Genomic DNA, 17223 nt, shown 5'->3' on the forward strand with positions numbered 1-17223 from the left:
TCAACTCAATCCCGGCGTCACCGCGTCGGCCATCACCTGCGCCAACGCAGCCGCACGAGGATCGGAAAACAGGTCTTCGAGGAGAATCTTCCGGCCGTCGGGACCCGCCAGCGGCACCCGCCAGTTCGGATATTCGTCGGTGGTCCCGGGCTGATTCTGGGTCCGTACGTCGCCGACGGCGTCGGGCAGCGCTAGTGCCAGCAGCCGCGACGGGGTGCGGGTGAGGTAGCGGTACAGGGCCAGGACAATCTGGTCGGCGTCGATCGCCTCGGGCGCGTTCGGCGGCAGCAACCCCGCCGCCCGCAGGACGTCCAGCCAGCGCTGCTGGTCGGCGCGATCGGCCGCGACCTCTTCTTTGTAGGGGCGGGTCAGCAGCCCCAGGTCGCGGCGCAGGCGCAGATGTGCACCGGCCAGGTAGCCGGCCGTCGGCGGCAGGTCATGCGTCGTCACCGCCGACAGGCAGTATTCGCGCCATCGCGGCGCGGGCAGCGGTCCGCCGTCCTGGTCGGCCTCGAACCACAGGATCGAGGTGCCGAGCAGGCCGCGGTCGCGCAGGTAGTCGCGAACCCACGGTTCGACGGTCCCCAGGTCCTCGCCGACCACCACCGCACCGGCCCGGTGTGCCTCCAGCGCCACGATGCCGATCATCGCCTCGTGGTCGTAGTGGACGTAGGTGCCGTCGACCGGCGTCGCACCGTTGGGAATCCACCACAGCCGGAAGAGGCCGATGATGTGGTCGATGCGGACGCCGCCGGCATGCCGCAACACCGCCCTGACCACGGCGCGGAACGGCTCGTAGGCGCGCTCCATGAGTTCGTCCGGCCGCCACGGCGGCTGCGACCAGTCCTGCCCCAGCTGATTGAACTCGTCGGGCGGCGCTCCGCCCGACACCCCGGTGGCCAGCACATCCTGCAGCGCCCAGGCATCGGCGCCGCCCGGATCCACGCCGACCGCCAGATCGTGGACGATGCCCAGCGCCATCCCCGCCTGCACCGCGGTGGCCTGCGCGGCGGTCAGCTGGTCATCGAGCTGCCACTGCAGCCACCGGTGGAAATCGATACGGCTGCTGTGCTTTTCGGCGAAGGCCCGCACCGCGGGATGGTCCGGGTGCTGAAACTCCGCCGGCCAGTCGCGCCAGTCGTCGCCGTGTTTCTCGGCCAGCACGCACCACGTCGCGAAGTCGTCGAGCGTGCGGCCGGTCCGTTGCCGGTAGCCGTCGTAGGCGATGGTCCGGCCCGCCGAGCGGTGGGCCCGGTACACCTCCTTGAGCGCATTGCGTTTGGACTTCCAGGCCGCATCGCGGTCGATGAACTCGTTCTTGTCGGCGCGGGACTGGGCGTCGGCGCGGGCTTTGCGCAGCGTGGCCGGCGTGCGGACGGCGGTGTATTCGGGGATGGCCTGCACCCGCAGATAGAGCGGGTTGGCGAACTGCCGCGAGGTCGGCAGGTAGGGCGACGGCTCCATGGGCGCCACCGGGCCGGCGGCGTGCAACGGGTTCACCAGGATGAAATCGGCGTGGTACCGCGCGGCTGACCACACAGCGAGGTCGGCGAGGTCCGTGAGATCGCCCGTGCCCCAAGAGTTCTGCGAACGCACGCTGTAGAGCTGGGTGGCCAGGCCCCAGGCCCGGCCGCTGCCCAGGCGGCTCGGCAGCGTCAGCGCATCGGGGGTGACGATCAGGACGGCGTCGGCGTCCCCTGCGGTGCCGGCCTGGACATGCAGGCGGTGGTAGCCCAGCGGGAGATCGGCCGGCAGTTCGAAGGTGGCCTCGCCCACCAGCCGGCCATCGAGATCGAACGGCGGCCGGTTGTTCTCCAGCTGGCGCAGGCCGGCCCGCACCGAACCGTCCTCCAGCCGGATCCACACGCCGACGGGGGCGCCGTGGGTGACGTGGACCCAGAAACTCGACGGCTGACCCGCCCGGGCGACGATGGTGGCGGACAGGGTGCGCTGCCAGTACGCGCGTTCGTGGTCGGCAAGGGCCGCCGCGCATTCGTCCTCGGAATCGGCAGGCACGCCCAGCGCCGCGAGGACGGCGACCAGCGTGGCCGCGGCGACGGCGTGTTGCGCGCCGCTCCAGTCGGTGTACTCGGTGGCCACACCGTGGCGTCGGGCAAGCTCGACGAGCGACGCGGTGCGTTCAGTCATGCGCGCCATCTTGCCGGGATTCGGCGCACCATGGGAGCTGAGCGCGCACTGTCGCGAACACGGCCGGTGGACGGTGCGCGTCCGGATACGCTGCGCGCGGAGGTGTCGACGTGAGTTCCGATCTGCTGTCCGACGTGCTGCCCACCATGCTGCACGACCCGGTGTCGTACGCCATCCCGTTCTTCGTGGTGGCGCTGCTGCTGGAGTGGGGCGCGGCCCGCAAGCTCGCGCACGACGAGCAGCAGCGGCCGCCGTCGGGCGCGTACCTGCGCGCCGACGCCTGGGCCAGCATCTGGATGGGTGCGGTGTCGCTGTTCACCAGCGGTGTGCTGAATTTCCTCGCGCTGGTCGGCTACGCGGCGCTGTACGTGTATGTCGCGCCGTGGCACCTGCCGGGCGACGCCTGGTACACGTGGGTGATCGCCATCCTCGGGGTCGACCTGATCTACTACACCTACCACCGCATGGCCCACCGGGTGCGGCTGTTCTGGGCCACCCACCAGGCGCACCATTCCAGCGAGTACTTCAACCTGTCCACCGCGCTGCGGCAGAAGTGGAACCCCTCCGGCGACCTGGCGATGAAGGCGGTACTACCGGCGCTGGGCGTGCCGCCCTGGATCGTGTTCGCCAGTTTCTCGCTGAACCTGTTGTACCAGTACTGGATTCACACCGAGCGCATCGGAAAGCTATGGCGGCCAATCGAATACATTTTCAACACGCCGTCGCACCACCGTGTGCACCATGGCCGTGACCAACAGTACCTCGACAAGAACTACGGCGGCATCCTGATCATCTGGGACCGGATGTTCGGCAGCTTCACGCCGGAGACCGCGCGGCCGAACTACGGATTGACCAAACCCGTTGGTACATACGATATCTGGAAACTGCAGACGCATGAATATGTCTCGATGGTCCGAGATGTGCGCCAGGCCAACGGGTTCGGAGACCGAATGGGCTACGTTTTCGGCCCGCCGGGATGGCAGCCGGCCGGGCCCGGGCCCGCGCCGGTTCGCTGACAGGGGCGTCAACGCTGTCAGAACGCTGAGATTTCTCGGCGATAACTCATTGTTTGCCAACTGTTTTGATTTCGGCGAGCGCAAACGCTGGCGTTCCCCGGAACCGTCGGTACTGTCGATGGGCGACAGGGGTGAATCGAACCAAAGGAGCAGGACTTTCATGGGTGACACACTTCAGAAGGGCGAGAAGCTCGAGGTCGGCCAGTCGCTGACGTCGAACAACGGTGCGTACCGGCTGGTGCTGCAGGACGACGGCAACCTGGTGCTGTACGCGGGGGAGCAGTCCGTGTGGGCCACCGCCACCGACGGCCAGGACGTCAAGCGTGCCGAGGTGCAGGAGGACGGCAACTTCGTGCTGTACACCCCGGACAAGCCGGTGTGGGCCAGCCAGACCGCCGGCGCCGACAACGTCCGCCTCGTGCTGCAGGACGACCGCAACCTGGTCCTCTACAGCGGCGACGACGCCAAGTGGTCGTCCGAGACCCACACCGACGAGGTGCCCGCGGCGCCGGTCGAGGCCGCGCCGGAGCCCGCCCCCGAGCCCGAGGTGGCCGAGGTGGCTGCCGAACCCGTCGCGGCCGAGGTCATCGCCGAGCCCGAGCCCGCCCCGGCGCCCGAGCCGCCGGCGGCGCGCACCTACACCGTGCAGTCCGGCGACACCCTGTGGGCCATCGCCGAGCAGTTCTACGGTGACGGCAACCGCTACCCGGAGATTGCCGGTGCCAGCGGAATCGACAACCCGGACCTGATTCAGCCCGGTCAGCTCCTGACCATTCCCTGACCTGGACGGACCCTGGCGGCCCGGATCGAAAGATCCGGGCCGCCAGTGCGTTTCAACGTCCGATTTCATGGGCAGTTTGTTTGCTGGTGCAGGACGGCCGCCGGTCGCCGGGGGCGGGGGCTTTCCCATCCCGCGTTCGGGTTTGCGGGGTAGGCTGGCGCGACGTCCGTCCCGAGGTGATGGGAGCAAGGTCATGTTTGTGGGGGGTTTGCGGGCCGCTGCAGTAGCCGCGGTCGCCGTGCCGATGTTCGCCGTGGGCGCCCCGGCGCCGATCGCGTCGGCTGATCCCGGGGTACTCGTGTACCCGGGCATGGAGATTCACCAGGGCACCACGCGCTGCACGCTGGGTTATGTCGACCCGGTCGCACGGACCGGCTACACCGCAGGTCACTGCCGTGGCAATGGCCCGGTGACCGACAAGGACGGCCGCTTCATCGGCACCATGATCACGTTCCGGGACAACACGCCGGACGGCGCCACGATCGCGACCGACCACCAGATCTCCGACTGGGAGTCCATCAACATCGCCGGCGACGTCATGGTGAACAACATTCTGCCGGGCGGGCGGATGCTCGTCACCGATCCCGCGGTGAATCCCCAGCGCGGCGCACCCGTCTGCCACTTCGGCGTCGTCACCGGTGAGACGTGCGGCACCGTCGACGCCGTGAACAACGGCTGGTTCACCATGTCCAACGGGATCGTCAGCCAGAAGGGTGACTCCGGCGGGCCGGTCTACACCGTCACCCCGGACAACCGGGCCGTCCTCGTCGGCGTCTTCAACAGCACGTGGGGCCATTTCCCCGCGGCCGTCTCCTGGAGCGCGACAGATCAGCAGACCAATGACGCCGTCGTGCAGCAGGCCTCTGACGGCTGACGCGCTGCTGCGTTGATATGTAACCCTTGACTTATATAAGTCACGGCTATAACTTGGCGTGGTGCACGCCTTCGATGTCCTGGGGGACCCGGTTCGCCGCCGAATCCTGGAACTGCTGGCGCACGGTGAACTGACCGTGGGCGCCATCGCGACGACGATTCAGGCTGAGTTCTCGATCAGTCAACCGGCGGTATCGCAGCATCTGAAGGTGTTGCGCGACAACGGTTTTGCCAGTGTGCGCCCGGACGGTCAGCGGCGGCTGTACGCCGTGGACGGCCGGGGCATGCAGGACATCGACAACTGGCTGGCCGGGTTCCGCCAGTTCTGGCGACCGCATCTGGACGCGCTGGCCACCGAGGTGGCGCGCGGAAAACGTAACCGCAAGGGGGAGTCATGATCGACGTCACCGCACAGATCAACGCCGTGGAACGCAGGGTCGGCACGCGGACGTGGCAGGCGGGCGAGGCCCGCGTCGTCACGATCAGTCAGACGTATCCGACCGACGTGGCCGACCTGTGGGACGCCTGTACCAATCGGGACCGCATTCCGCGGTGGTTCCTGCCGGTCACCGGCGACCTCACGGTCGGCGGCGCGTTCCAGTTGGAGGGCAACGCCGGCGGCACCGTGCTGACATGCGATCCGCCACATACCTTCACTGCCACCTGGGAGTGCAACGGCCAGGTCAGCTGGATCGAGCTGCGAATACTCGACGCCGGCGACGGTTCGGCGCGTCTGGAGCTCGACCACATCGCCTCCGCTGATGACGACGAGTTCTGGGCGCAGTACGGTCCCAGTGCCGTCGGTATGGGCTGGGACGGTGCGCTTCTCGGGCTGGCCATCCACACGTCGACGGGGGAGGCCATCGATCCGTCGTTCGGTCCGCAGTGGACCGTGAGCGAGGAAGGTCGCCGGTTCACGCGCGAATCGGGCGCGGCCTGGTGTGCGGCCGATATCGCCGGTGGCACCGATCCCGAGCAGGCGCGCGCCGCGTCGGCCCGGTGCATCGCGGCCTATCTCGGTGCCGAAAGCGAGTAGAAACTAGAACACGTTCTAGCCATGGTCTCGTCTCGACGTTATTGTCTAGTCGATCACTGATCAGACACGTGTCCAGGTTGCCGGATTCGACCGCGCCGGACACCACCCCGAGACCGGCCCAGGAGAGACGATGCAAACAGTGCCCGAGACCGTCGACGCCGCCGACGTCACCGAATGGTCCGACGAGGCCGACGTCGTGGTGATCGGCTTCGGTATCGCCGGTGGCTGTGCCGCGGTCAGCGCTGCGGCCGCGGGCGCCAAGGTCCTCGTGCTGGAGAAGGCCGCCGGTGCGGGCGGCACCACATCCATGGCCGGCGGCCACTTCTACCTGGGTGGCGGCACGGCGGTGCAGCAGGCCACCGGCCACGACGACACCGCCGACGAGATGTACAAGTACCTGGTCGCCGTCGCCCACGACCCCGAGCACGACAAGATCCGCGCCTACTGCGACGGCAGCGTCGAGCACTTCAACTGGTTGGAGGACTTGGGCTTTCAGTTCGAGCGCAGCTACTACCCCGGCAAGGTGGTGGTGCCGCCGGGCACCGAGGGGCTGTCCTACACCGGCAACGAGAAGGTGTGGCCGTTCTGCGAGCAGGCCAAGGCCGCGCCGCGCGGGCATTCGGTCCCGGTGCCGGGCGAACTGGGCGGCGCCGACATGGTCATCAAGCTGCTGCTGAAACGCGCCGACGAGCTCGGCGTCGAGATGCGCTACGAGACCGGCGCGACCAACCTCGTGGTGGACGACGCCGGTGCCGTGGTCGGTGTCCGCTGGAAGAACTTCGGCGTGACGGGCACCGTCAAGGCCGGCGCGGTGGTCATCGCCGCGGGCGGTTTCGCGATGAACCCGGAGATGGTGGCCGAGCACACGCCGGCGCTGGGGCAGAAGCGAAAGACCAAGCACCACGGGGAAGTTGAGCCCTACATCCTGGGCAACCCGAACGACGACGGACTGGGCATCAAGCTCGGCGTGTCCGCCGGCGGTGTCGCCAAGAACCTGGACCAGCTGTTCATCACTGCCGCCTGCTACCCGCCGGAGATCCTGCTCACGGGTGTCATCGTCAACAAGGACGGGCAGCGCTTCGTCAACGAGGACTCATACCACTCGCGCACATCGGCTTTCGTGCTCGAGCAGCCCGACCAGTTGGCCTACCTGATCGTCGACGAGGCGCACACCGAGATGCCGGCCATGCCGCTGATCCGTTTCATCGACGGTTGGGAGACCATCGCGGAAATGGAAGAGGCACTGGGCATTCCGGCCGGGAACCTGGCAGCGACGCTGGAGCGCTACAACGCCAACGCCGCGCGCGGCGAGGACCCCGACTTTCACAAGCAGCCGGATTACGTTGCGGCGCAGGACAATGGACCGTGGGCAGCGTTCGACCTGTCGCTGGGCCGGGCCCTGTACTCCGGATTCACCATGGGCGGACTGTCGGTCAGCATCGACGGCCAGGTGCTGCGCGAAGACGGCACCGCGGTGCCGGGGCTGTACGCGGCGGGCGCCTGCGCGTCGAACATCGCACAGGACGGCCGAGGCTATGCCAGCGGCACCCAGTTGGGCGAAGGCTCCTTCTTCGGCCGGCGAGCCGGAAAGCACGCCGCCACTCGGTGATCAGACCCGGGCGGGTTCGCCGTCCTGGTCTTCGATGCGGGTGAGCCGCCACTCGCCGTTGCCCAGCAGTTCCAGCTCCTGCTGGTGGTGCTGCTCGACGGTGCTGCGGTGGCTGACGCTGACCACGGTGGTATCCGGCAGTTCTGTCCGAACCAGTTGGTACAGCATCATTTCCAGGCCCTCGTCGAGAGCCGAGGTGGACTCGTCGAAGAACAGGGCCTTCGGCCGGGTCAGCAGCACGCGGGCGAAGGCGACGCGCTGCTGCTCGCCGGGGGAGAGCACCTTGGCCCAGTCGTCGACCTCGTCGAGGCGGCTCGCCAGATGCGGCAGCGCGACCTTGGCAAGGACATCCTGCAACTCGGCGTCGGTGTAGTCCCCGGACTTGCGCGGGTAGGACACCACGGTGCGCAGATCACCCAGCGGCACATAGGGGAGCTGCGACAGGAACAGCGTCTCGTTCTCGTCCATCGGGAAATGCATGGCGCCGTGACAGAAGGGCCACAGCTTGGCCAGGCTGCGCAACAACGTGGTCTTGCCGGCGCCGGACGGCCCGGTGATCACCAGCGCCTCGCCGGGATACAGGCACAAATCCAGCGGAGCGATGAGTTCGCGTCCGTCCGGAGTACTCACTGTGACCTTCTCCAGCGTGATGGTGTCGTCGGGGCAGTCCTCGGTCGCGAGTTCGGGCAGGTGCCGTGCCGCATCGTTGGCCGTGACCAGGCCGTACAGACGGATGATGGCAGCGCGGTAGCCGGCGAACTGGTCGTACACGTTGCGGAAGAAGGACAGGCCGTCCTGGATGCTGCCGAACGCCGACGCGGTCTGGTTCATGTCGCCGAGCTTGATCTCGCCGGCGAGGAAGCGGGGGAACTGCAACACATACGGCAGCGGCACGATGATCTGACTCATCGACAGGTTCCAGCCGTTGAGGCCGATCATCCGGTTGACGTAGCGCTTGTAGTTGGCCACCACCGGGGCGAACAACCGGCGCAGGCCGGTTCGCTCGGCTGCCTCACCGTGGTAGAAGGCGACGGCCTCGGCGGCGTCGCGCAAGCGCACCAACGCATAGCGGAACGCCGCGTTGAAGCGTTCGTTGTCGAACGTCAGCCAGATGATCGGGCGGCCGATCCAGAAGGTGACGATCGAGGCGATCAGCACATAGCCGATGCCAACCCAGAACATCGCCTTGTCGAGGGTGAATCCGGCGATGGTCAGGGGTCCCGACAGTTCCCAGAGAATCGCGGTGAACGAAAGCATCGAGGCGATGGCGTTGATGGCGCCGAACAGCAGCGTCGAGGTGGTCATGTTGTTGGGCGTGTTGGGCAGCGGACCCACGCCGGCGGTGAAGATGTCGATGTCGCTTTGGATGCGCTGGTCCGGGTTGTCGATGGTGTCGTCGATGAACCGCGACCGGTAGTAGGCCTTGCCATCGAGCCAGTCGCCGGTGAGCTGATCCGTCAGCCACGCGCGCCACCTCAGGATGAAGCGCTGCGTCATGAACAGGTCGAGCATGATGCGCCCGACGTGCAGCGTGGCCAGCAGCGAGAAGATGCCGATCGACATCCAGAACCCGTGCGCCCCGGAGTCCTTCACCGTCTGGTCATGACCTGCCAGACCGGAGGCCACCACCTGGAAGCTGGTCATCAGGTCGTTGCTCTGATAACTGAAAAGCACCGTGAGCCGAACGCCGGTGATCACCGACAGCAGCAGCGCCGCCAGCCACAGCCACACCTTGATACTCGCGCGGCCGACGAAGTAGCCGCCGGTGATGCGCCAGAACTGCCGCCCCCAGACCGTGAACCGGCCGATGGCGGTCACCACCACCAGCGTCGATACCGCTGCGATCAGCCAGGCTTTCGCGATCCACCACAGCGAGGTCGTGAGCTCACTGCCCCATTCGAGGGTCGGGGTGAACAAATCCATCCCCGCAAGGTACCCGTGCTCTGTTGACGTGCGCGCTGCGACAGGCATGGACGTGAGACGCCGGTCACCTTCCGCGGGTCTCGGGCAGGTGGATGGTTGCAGAAGTGCCGCCGGACCGGACCGGTACCTTTGACCTGTGGCGAAAACGAGCACCGCGAAATCCGGCCGGCTGAGCAGCAAGTTCTGGAAGCTGCTCGGTGCCTCCACCGACAAGAACCAGAACCGATCGATGAATCAGGTTCGGGCGTCGGCCGAATTCGACGACAAGGCCGCGGGGCTGGACGACGAGCAGATCACCAAGGCCGCCAAGCTGCTCGAGCTGTCCGAGCTCGCCGATGCCGCCGACATCCCGCAGTTCCTGGCCATCGCCCGCGAGGCCGCAGAGCGCACGACGGGCCTGCGCCCGTTCGACGTTCAGCTCCTCGGCGCGCTGCGCATGATGGCCGGTGACGTCGTCGAGATGGCCACCGGTGAGGGCAAGACCCTGGCCGGCGCCATCGCGGCTGCCGGTTACGCGCTGGCGGGACGGCACGTGCACGTCATCTCGGTCAACGACTACCTGGCCCGCCGTGACGCCGAGTGGATGGGACCGCTGCTCGCCGCCATGGGCCTGACGGTCGGCTGGATCACCGCCGAGTCGACGGCCGCCGAACGGCGCGCCGCCTACGAATGCGACGTCACCTACGCCTCGGTCAACGAGATCGGATTCGACGTCCTGCGCGACCAGCTCGTCACCCACGTCGACGACCTGGTGTCGCCGCGGCCCGACGTCGCACTCATCGACGAGGCCGACTCCGTGCTCGTCGACGAGGCGCTGGTGCCGCTGGTGCTCGCCGGCACCACCCACCGCGAGACCCCGCGCATGGAGATCATCCGGCTGGTCGGGGAGATGACCTCCGAGAACCGGGTCGACGACTCGCTGCAGTACTACGACACCGACGCCGACCGCCGCAACGTGCACCTCACCGACGCCGGCGCGCGCAAGCTCGAGAAGGCGCTCGGCGGCATCGACCTGTACTCCGAGGAGCACATCGGCACCACCCTGACCGAGGTCAACGTCGCCCTGCACGCCCACGTGCTGCTGCAGCGCGACGTGCACTACATCGTGCGGGACAACGCCGTTCACCTCATCAACGCCTCGCGCGGCCGCATCGCGTCGCTGCAGCGCTGGCCCGACGGCCTGCAGGCCGCCGTCGAGGCCAAGGAAGGCATCGAGACCACCGAGACGGGCGAGGTGCTCGACACCATCACCGTCCAGGCCCTCATCAACCGGTACCCGACGGTGTGCGGCATGACCGGTACCGCGCTGGCCGCCGGTGAGCAGCTGCGCCAGTTCTACCGGCTCGGGGTGTCGCCGATCCCGCCGAACACGCCGAACATCCGCGAGGACGAGGCCGACCGCGTCTACATCACCGCGGCCGCCAAGAACCAGGCCGTCATCGAGCACATCCAGGAGATCCACGCGACCGGTCAGCCGGTGCTGGTCGGCACCCGCGACGTCGCCGAATCCGAAGAGCTGCACGCGAAGCTGGTCAAGGCCGGCGTGCCCGCTGTCGTGCTGAACGCCAAGAACGACGAGGAAGAAGCCGCCGTCATCGCCGAGGCCGGCAAGCTCGCCACCGTCACCGTCTCCACCCAGATGGCCGGCCGCGGCACCGACATCCGCCTCGGCGGATCCGACGAAGCCGACCACGACGCCGTCGCGGAGCTGGGCGGCCTGCATGTCATCGGCACCGGCCGGCACCACACCGAGCGCCTCGACAATCAGCTGCGCGGCCGCGCCGGCCGTCAGGGCGACCCGGGATCATCGGTGTTCTTCTCCAGCTGGGAGGACGACGTCGTCGTCTCGCACCTGGACCCCGAAAAGCTGCCGATGCAGACCGATGAAGACGGCCGGATCATCAGTGACCGCGCCGGCCAGATGCTCGAGCACGCCCAGCGCGTCGCCGAGGGCCGGCTGCTGGACGTCCACGCCAACACCTGGCGCTACAACCAGCTCACCGCGCAGCAGCGCGCGATCATCGTGGAACGCCGAGAGACGTTGCTGCGCACCACAACCGCGCGTGACGAACTCAAGGAGCTGGCGCCGGACCGGTACCAGCAATTGGCTGACGAGGTCGGTGAGGACGAGCTCGAGCGCATCTGCCGGCTGATCATGCTGTACCACCTCGACCGCGGCTGGGCCGACCACCTGGCCTACCTGTCCGACATCCGCGAGAGCATCCACCTGCGCGCGCTGGGACGTCAGGACCCGCTCGACGAGTTCCACCGCATGGCGGTCGACGCGTTCGCGTCGCTGGCGGCCGACGCCATCGAGGCTGCGCAACAGACCTTCGAGACCGCCAACGTGCTGGCGGACGAGCCCGGCCTGGATCTGTCCAAGCTGGCGCGCCCGACATCGACGTGGACGTACATGATTCACGACAACCCGCTGGCGGACGACACGATGGCAGCGCTGAGCCTGCCCGGGGTATTCCGTTAGGTTTAGTCGCATGACGACCAGCGATCCGGAAGCCGGCGCGGCCGACCGGGTGCTGACGATTCCCAACGCGCTCAGCGCGTTGCGGTTGCTACTGGTCCCGGTATTCCTGTACCTGCTGTTGTCGGCGCACGCGAACGGCTGGGCCGTCGCGATCCTGATGTTCAGCGGCTTCTCGGACTGGGCCGACGGCAAGATCGCACGCCTGGTGCCGAACCAGTCGTCGCGGCTGGGCGAGCTGCTGGACCCGCTGGTCGACCGGATCTACATGCTCGTCGTGCCGGTCGCGCTGGCGATCGCGCACGTCGTGCCGTGGTGGTTCGTGCTGACCCTGATCGGCCGTGACGCCGTGCTGGCGGCCACGCTGCCGCTGCTGCGCGGCCGCGGGCTGACGGCGCTGCCCGTCACCTACATCGGCAAGGCCGCGACGTTCGCGCTGATGTCCGGTTTCCCCTTGGTGCTGCTGGGGCAGTGGCCCGACGCCTGGAGCCGGGTGGTGCTGGCCTGCGGTTGGGCGTTCCTGGCGTGGGGCATGGCCATGTATCTGTGGTCGGCGGTGCTGTACCTGATCCAGGTGTCGATGGTGCTGCGGGACCTGCCGCCGATGACGAGGTCCGCCGCGTGACTGAAGCCGGGACTCCCCGGGACCGGGCGCTGGGCGGCTACTGGCCGGAGGCCGGCCGCAACAGTCACGTCGCCGACGAGCCGGTCCGGATTCCGGTGCCGTCGCTGCTGCGTTCGCTGCTCACCGACCACCTGGACCCCGGTTACGCCGCCGCCGCCGAGCGCCGTGCCGCCGCGGGCGACGGTGCCCGGCGCAGCCGCCCCCGGTTCGCCGACGGCGCCTGGCTGCTGGTCGGCGTCGCCGCGGTGTCGGTGGTGTTCGTGACGGCGGCGCAGCATGCGGTGTCGATGGCTCCGGCCAACGACCAGACTCAACACGTGCTGTCGGCCAACGCGCGCACCGCCGAGGAGCGGACGCGCGACAGCACCGCCACCCGCGACGCGCTGGCCGGCCAGGTCGAGGCTGCACGCCGCAGCCGGCTGGCCGGCGACGCGAAAGGCCGTGAACTGCTGGCCGCCCTCGAACAGGCCGAGTTCGGTGCCGGCGTGACCGCGGTGACCGGACCCGGCCTCACCGTCACCGTCACCGAGCCGCCGCCGAGCCCGAACCTGTCCGACGTGTCCAAGCAGAGGGTTGCCGGTAGCCCGCAGATCATCCTGGACCGGGACCTGCAGCTGGCCGTCAACTCATTATGGGCGGCCGGTGCCGAGGCGGTCTCCGTCGGAGGTGTGCGGATCGGGCCGAACGTGACCATGCGGCAGGCCGGCGGTGGCATCCTCGTCGACAACCAGCCGGTCGCCAGCCCTTACGTGATCGTCGCCATCGGGCCGCCGCACGCCATGCAGGAGGTGTTCGAGCAGACGCCCGCCATGCAGCGGCTGATGCTGCTCGCCCAGTCGTACGGGGTGGGCATCAGCGTCCAGACCCGGGACCGGCTCACGGTGTCGGCCGCGTCGGTACGAGATGTCAACTTCTCCAAGGAGATCGGACCAAAGTGAGCAGGGGTACATGAGCGGGATCGCGGCACTGGTGGTCGGCATCGTGGTGGGATTGATCTTCCACCCGAGCGTGCCCGAAGCCGTCCAGCCGTATCTGCCGATCGCCGTGGTGGCGGCGCTGGACGCGGTGTTCGGGGGATTGCGGGCCTACCTGGAGCGCATATTCGATGCGAAGGTCTTCGTGATCTCGTTCGTCTTCAACGTCCTGGTCGCCGCGGTGATCGTGTACGTGGGCGACCAACTGGGCGTGGGCACGCAGCTGTCCACCGCGATCATCGTGGTGCTCGGTATCCGCATCTTCGGCAACGCTGCGGCGCTGCGCCGCAGGTTGTTCGGGGCGTGACGGTGCTGGGGCGAGCGGAGCGACGGGGAAAACGACAGTATGGCTGACGAACAGCACGCGAACGAGCACCACGCGGACGAGGAACACCACGGGCGCCACGAGCTGCCCGACGGCGTCCCGGCGCGGCTGCCGCGCACCCGCTCGCAGTTGATGTTCGGCGCGCTGGCCGTGCTGCTGTGCGCCCTGCTCGGGGTGGCCATCGCGACGCAGGTGCGTCAGACCGAATCGGGCGACGCCCTTGACACCGCGCGGCCCGCCGACCTGCTGGTGCTGCTCGACTCGCTGCAGCAGCGCGAGGCGTCCCTCAACACCGAGGTGGCCGACCTGCAGAAGACGCTGTCGTCGCTGCAGGCGTCGGGCAACAGTGATCAGGCCGCCATCGAGAACGCGCAGGCGCGGCTGCGGGCCCTGTCGATCCTGATCGGCACGGTCGCGGCCACCGGCCCGGGCGTCACCATCACCATCCAGGACATCGCGCCCGGCGTGTCGCCGGAGACCTTGCTCGACGTCATCAACGAGCTGCGCGCAGCCGGTGCCGAGGCCATCGAAATCCGGTCCGGCGGCGGTGACCAGCAGACCGCGGTGCGGGTCGGTGTCGACACCTGGGTGACCGGCACCGCGGGCGCGCTGGTGGTCGACAACGTGACCATGAACCCGCCGTATTCCATTCTCGCCATTGGTGATCCGCCGACGCTGGCGGCCGCGATGAACATCCCGGGCGGGGCGATGGACAGTGTGAAACGGGTTGGCGGCACAATGACCGTGCAACAGGCCGACACGATCGACGTGAGTGCCTTGCGGCAACCGAAACCGCGCCAATACGCTCAGCCCGTCAAGTAGACGCCGGGTCTGATCGTCGAGCCGTATCGTATGTACCCCATCAACACACTGACCTGAAACTGCAAGGAGCGTCGTGAGCGAAACGCCAGCCGATCTGCTGTACACCACCGAGCACGAATGGGTGCGCCGCACCGGCGAGGGCACCGTGCGGGTCGGAATCACCGATTTCGCGCAGGGCGCGCTGGGTGACGTGGTCTACGTCGATCTGCCCGAGGTCGGTACCACCGTGGCCGCCGGCGACGTGTTCGGCGAGGTCGAGTCGCCCAAGACGACCTCGGAGCTGTACGCCCCCATCGCCGCGAAAATCGTTGCGGTCAACGGTGATCTGGAGGGCTCGCCCGACCTGGTCAACTCCGATCCGTACGACGCCGGCTGGCTCATCGAACTCCAGGCCGACGCGGCCGAACTGGACGGCCAGCTCGCCGGTCTGCTCGACGCGGACGGCTACCGGGCGACCCTTGACGACTGACCCTTTTGTTAGGGTGCTGCGGTCCGGTTCGGCCGCGGCGACACCAAAGTCGGCTCGGCGGATCCGGCGGTGGCGGGCACACTGGCCCGCGCCGCGCGGTACGGTCAATAGTGAGACCTACGCGACATCGATGACTGCTGGCAGCACCTGCCGGCTGGTCGTGCAAAAGAGCGCCACAGCAGCCAGTAGAGGAGCAGCGCGTGACGGATAACGACAGCGGTTCGGGGACTGATTTCGGGTCCGAGGAGGCAACGGTGGAGACCACGTCGGTCTTCCGTGCGGACTTCCTCAATGAGCTCGATGCCCCGGCTTCGACGAGCGGCACCAGTGCCGTCTCCGGAGTTGAAGGACTGCCGGTGGGCTCGGCCCTGCTGGTGGTCAAGCGCGGGCCGAATGCCGGCTCGCGATTCCTGCTGGATCAGCCGAGCACCTCGGCGGGCCGTCATCCCGACAGCGACATCTTCCTCGACGATGTGACGGTGAGCCGTCGCCACGCCGAGTTCCGGCTCGAGTCCGGCGAGTTCCAGGTGGTCGACGTCGGCAGCCTCAACGGCACCTACGTCAACCGCGAGCCCGTCGACTCGGCGGTGCTGGCCAACGGGGACGAGGTCCAGATCGGCAAGTTCCGCCTGGTGTTCCTGACCGGCCCCAAGACCGACGACAGCTCGGCTGGTTAGACCGGCGGTCAGTCCATGACGCAGCCCGACCGCAGTGCAGTGGCCGGGATGTCGATCGGAGCAGTGTTCGATCTGCTCCGGCCAGACTTCCCGGATGTGACCATCTCCAAGATCCGGTTCCTGGAGGAACAGGGTTTGGTCACGCCCGAACGCACTGGGTCGGGCTACCGTCGTTTCACGGCCTATGACTGTGCGCGGCTGCGGTTCATCCTGTCCGCGCAACGCGATCAGTACCTGCCGCTCAAGGTCATCAAGGCCCAGCTGGACGCTCAGCCCGACGGCGCGCTGCCGTCGAACGGATCCGCTTACGGCGTACCGAAATTGGTTCCCGATCCCGACAGCGATCAGGCCGGCGGCCCGGCTGACGTCGCGCCCGCGCAGGTCCGGCTCAGCCGGGAGGATCTGCTGCAGCGCTCGGGCATCACCTCGGAGCTGCTGGCCGCGCTGGTCAAGAGCGGCGTGATCATCCCCGGCCCGGCGGGCTTCTTCGACGAACATGCCGTGGTCATCGCACAATGCGCCCATGCGCTGGGCGAATACGGTGTCGAACCGCGGCACCTGCGGGCCTTCCGGTCCGCCGCCGACCGGCAGTCGGACCTGATCGCCCAGATCGCCGGCCCCATCGGCAAAGCCGGCAACGCCGGGGCTCGCGACCGGGCCGACGAACTGGCCCGCGAGGTCGCGGCGCTCGCCATCACGCTGCACACCTCGCTGATCAAGTCCGCGGTGCGCGACGTTCTCGATCGCTGAGGACTAGACTCGAATTCGTTGATGGCACACGGATTGCGGAGGGCAGACGCAGATGGGCGAGGTTCGTGTGGTCGGCATTCGGGTGGAACAGCCGCAGAACCAGCCTGTGCTCCTGCTCCGCGAATCCGACGGTGACCGGTACCTGCCGATCTGGATCGGCCAGTCCGAGGCCGCGGCCATCGCGCTCGAACAGCAGGGTGTCTCGCCGGCGCGGCCCCTCACGCACGACCTCATCAAGGATTTGATTGCCGCGCTTGGTCATTCGTTGCGCGAAGTGCGCATCGTCGACCTGCAGGAAGGCACCTTCTACGCCGACCTGGTCTTCGACCGCGACATCACGGTGTCGGCGCGGCCGTCGGACTCGGTGGCCATCGCGTTGCGGATGGGCGTGCCGATCTATGTCGAGGAAGCGGTGCTCGCCGAAGCCGGTCTGCTGATCCCGGACGAGGCTGACGAGGAATCGTCCGGCCCGGTGCGCGAGGACGAGGTCGAGAAGTTCAAGGAGTTCCTCGACAGCATTTCGCCGGACGATTTCAAGGCGACCTAGCCTGGGGCGCGCTGTCCTGCGGGGCCGTTGTCACGGATGTATCTCAGTTCGGTCAGCGCGTGTCGACACTCGGTGCGCCGTTTGCGGATTCGACGAATCCGCGCCACATACTTTCCTCGTTCTGGTGACAGGCTGAAGAGGCCCGGCGGGAAGCGTATGCTCGACACAT

Annotated in this window: 17 protein-coding genes; 15 read left to right on the forward strand and 2 right to left on the reverse strand. The window is 67.9% G+C overall.

Annotated features, from left to right (window positions below; all coding sequences use genetic code 11):
- Window positions 1-2148 (reverse strand): 4-alpha-glucanotransferase, encoded by a 2148-nt coding sequence (gene malQ / locus G6N46_RS02580; protein ID WP_138249424.1) that lies wholly within the window; start codon window positions 2146-2148, stop codon window positions 1-3.
- Between the two features lie 146 nt (window positions 2149-2294).
- Here malQ and G6N46_RS02585 point away from each other — a divergent pair, with 146 nt between their 5' ends.
- From G6N46_RS02585 to G6N46_RS02610, 6 genes are all read left to right on the forward strand, one after another.
- Window positions 2295-3164 (forward strand): sterol desaturase family protein, encoded by an 870-nt coding sequence (locus tag G6N46_RS02585; protein WP_138249570.1) that lies wholly within the window; start codon window positions 2295-2297, stop codon window positions 3162-3164.
- A gap of 160 nt (window positions 3165-3324) precedes the next feature.
- Window positions 3325-3945: a LysM peptidoglycan-binding domain-containing protein gene (locus tag G6N46_RS02590; protein ID WP_138249423.1), complete on the forward strand. Its 621-nt coding sequence runs from the start codon at window positions 3325-3327 to the stop codon at window positions 3943-3945.
- 193 nt (window positions 3946-4138) lie between these two features.
- Window positions 4139-4819: an Rv1815 family serine proteinase gene (locus tag G6N46_RS02595; RefSeq protein WP_060999820.1), complete on the forward strand. Its 681-nt coding sequence runs from the start codon at window positions 4139-4141 to the stop codon at window positions 4817-4819.
- 61 nt (window positions 4820-4880) lie between these two features.
- Complete coding sequence (locus G6N46_RS02600; RefSeq protein WP_138249422.1) at window positions 4881-5216, forward strand: ArsR/SmtB family transcription factor; 336 nt, start codon at window positions 4881-4883, stop codon at window positions 5214-5216.
- Complete coding sequence (locus G6N46_RS02605; RefSeq protein WP_138249421.1) at window positions 5213-5854, forward strand: SRPBCC family protein; 642 nt, start codon at window positions 5213-5215, stop codon at window positions 5852-5854. Before G6N46_RS02600 ends, G6N46_RS02605 begins: the two co-directional genes overlap by 4 nt.
- A gap of 130 nt (window positions 5855-5984) precedes the next feature.
- The gene (locus G6N46_RS02610) at window positions 5985-7463 is read left to right on the forward strand and encodes an FAD-binding protein (protein WP_133427541.1); all 1479 of its coding nucleotides are present in this window, start codon (window positions 5985-5987) and stop codon (window positions 7461-7463) included.
- On the opposite strand, the gene G6N46_RS02615 is transcribed toward G6N46_RS02610, so the two are convergent.
- On the reverse strand, window positions 7464-9386 hold the full coding sequence (locus G6N46_RS02615) for an ABC transporter ATP-binding protein/permease (protein WP_138249420.1): 1923 nt from the start codon (window positions 9384-9386) through the stop codon (window positions 7464-7466). It lies immediately after the preceding gene.
- Between the two features lie 136 nt (window positions 9387-9522).
- Here G6N46_RS02615 and secA2 point away from each other — a divergent pair, with 136 nt between their 5' ends.
- The 9 genes from secA2 (at window position 9523) to G6N46_RS02660 (ending at window position 17054) form a co-directional block, all read left to right on the forward strand.
- Window positions 9523-11868, forward strand: a complete 2346-nt coding sequence (secA2, locus tag G6N46_RS02620; RefSeq protein WP_138249419.1) for an accessory Sec system translocase SecA2 — start codon at window positions 9523-9525, stop codon at window positions 11866-11868.
- A 10-nt stretch (window positions 11869-11878) separates the two neighbouring features.
- Window positions 11879-12490, forward strand: a complete 612-nt coding sequence (locus G6N46_RS02625) for a CDP-alcohol phosphatidyltransferase family protein (RefSeq protein ID WP_133427538.1) — start codon at window positions 11879-11881, stop codon at window positions 12488-12490.
- Window positions 12487-13428: a DUF881 domain-containing protein gene (locus G6N46_RS02630; RefSeq protein ID WP_138249418.1), complete on the forward strand. Its 942-nt coding sequence runs from the start codon at window positions 12487-12489 to the stop codon at window positions 13426-13428. The genes G6N46_RS02625 and G6N46_RS02630 overlap by 4 nt, the downstream gene beginning before the upstream one ends.
- Window positions 13429-13438: 10 nt before the next feature.
- On the forward strand, window positions 13439-13771 hold the full coding sequence (locus tag G6N46_RS02635; protein ID WP_138249417.1) for a small basic family protein: 333 nt from the start codon (window positions 13439-13441) through the stop codon (window positions 13769-13771).
- A 39-nt stretch (window positions 13772-13810) separates the two neighbouring features.
- Window positions 13811-14611, forward strand: a complete 801-nt coding sequence (locus G6N46_RS02640; RefSeq protein WP_061002585.1) for a DUF881 domain-containing protein — start codon at window positions 13811-13813, stop codon at window positions 14609-14611.
- Window positions 14612-14684: 73 nt separating this feature from the next.
- On the forward strand, window positions 14685-15080 hold the full coding sequence (gene gcvH, locus G6N46_RS02645; protein ID WP_061002587.1) for a glycine cleavage system protein GcvH: 396 nt from the start codon (window positions 14685-14687) through the stop codon (window positions 15078-15080).
- A gap of 200 nt (window positions 15081-15280) precedes the next feature.
- Window positions 15281-15757: a glycogen accumulation regulator GarA gene (garA, locus tag G6N46_RS02650; protein ID WP_020100157.1), complete on the forward strand. Its 477-nt coding sequence runs from the start codon at window positions 15281-15283 to the stop codon at window positions 15755-15757.
- A 15-nt stretch (window positions 15758-15772) separates the two neighbouring features.
- Window positions 15773-16507 carry a transcriptional regulator FtsR gene (gene ftsR, locus G6N46_RS02655; RefSeq protein ID WP_061002590.1) on the forward strand — a complete coding sequence of 245 codons (735 nt, stop codon included), beginning with the start codon at window positions 15773-15775 and terminating at the stop codon, window positions 16505-16507.
- Window positions 16508-16559: 52 nt separating this feature from the next.
- Entirely contained in the window at window positions 16560-17054 is a 495-nt protein-coding gene (locus G6N46_RS02660; protein WP_061002591.1) for a bifunctional nuclease family protein, read from the forward strand.
- The last annotated feature ends 169 nt before the right edge of the window (window positions 17055-17223 follow it).

Origin of the sequence: Mycolicibacterium phocaicum, assembly GCF_010731115.1 — a bacterium.
GTDB lineage: Bacteria > Actinomycetota > Actinomycetes > Mycobacteriales > Mycobacteriaceae > Mycobacterium > Mycobacterium phocaicum.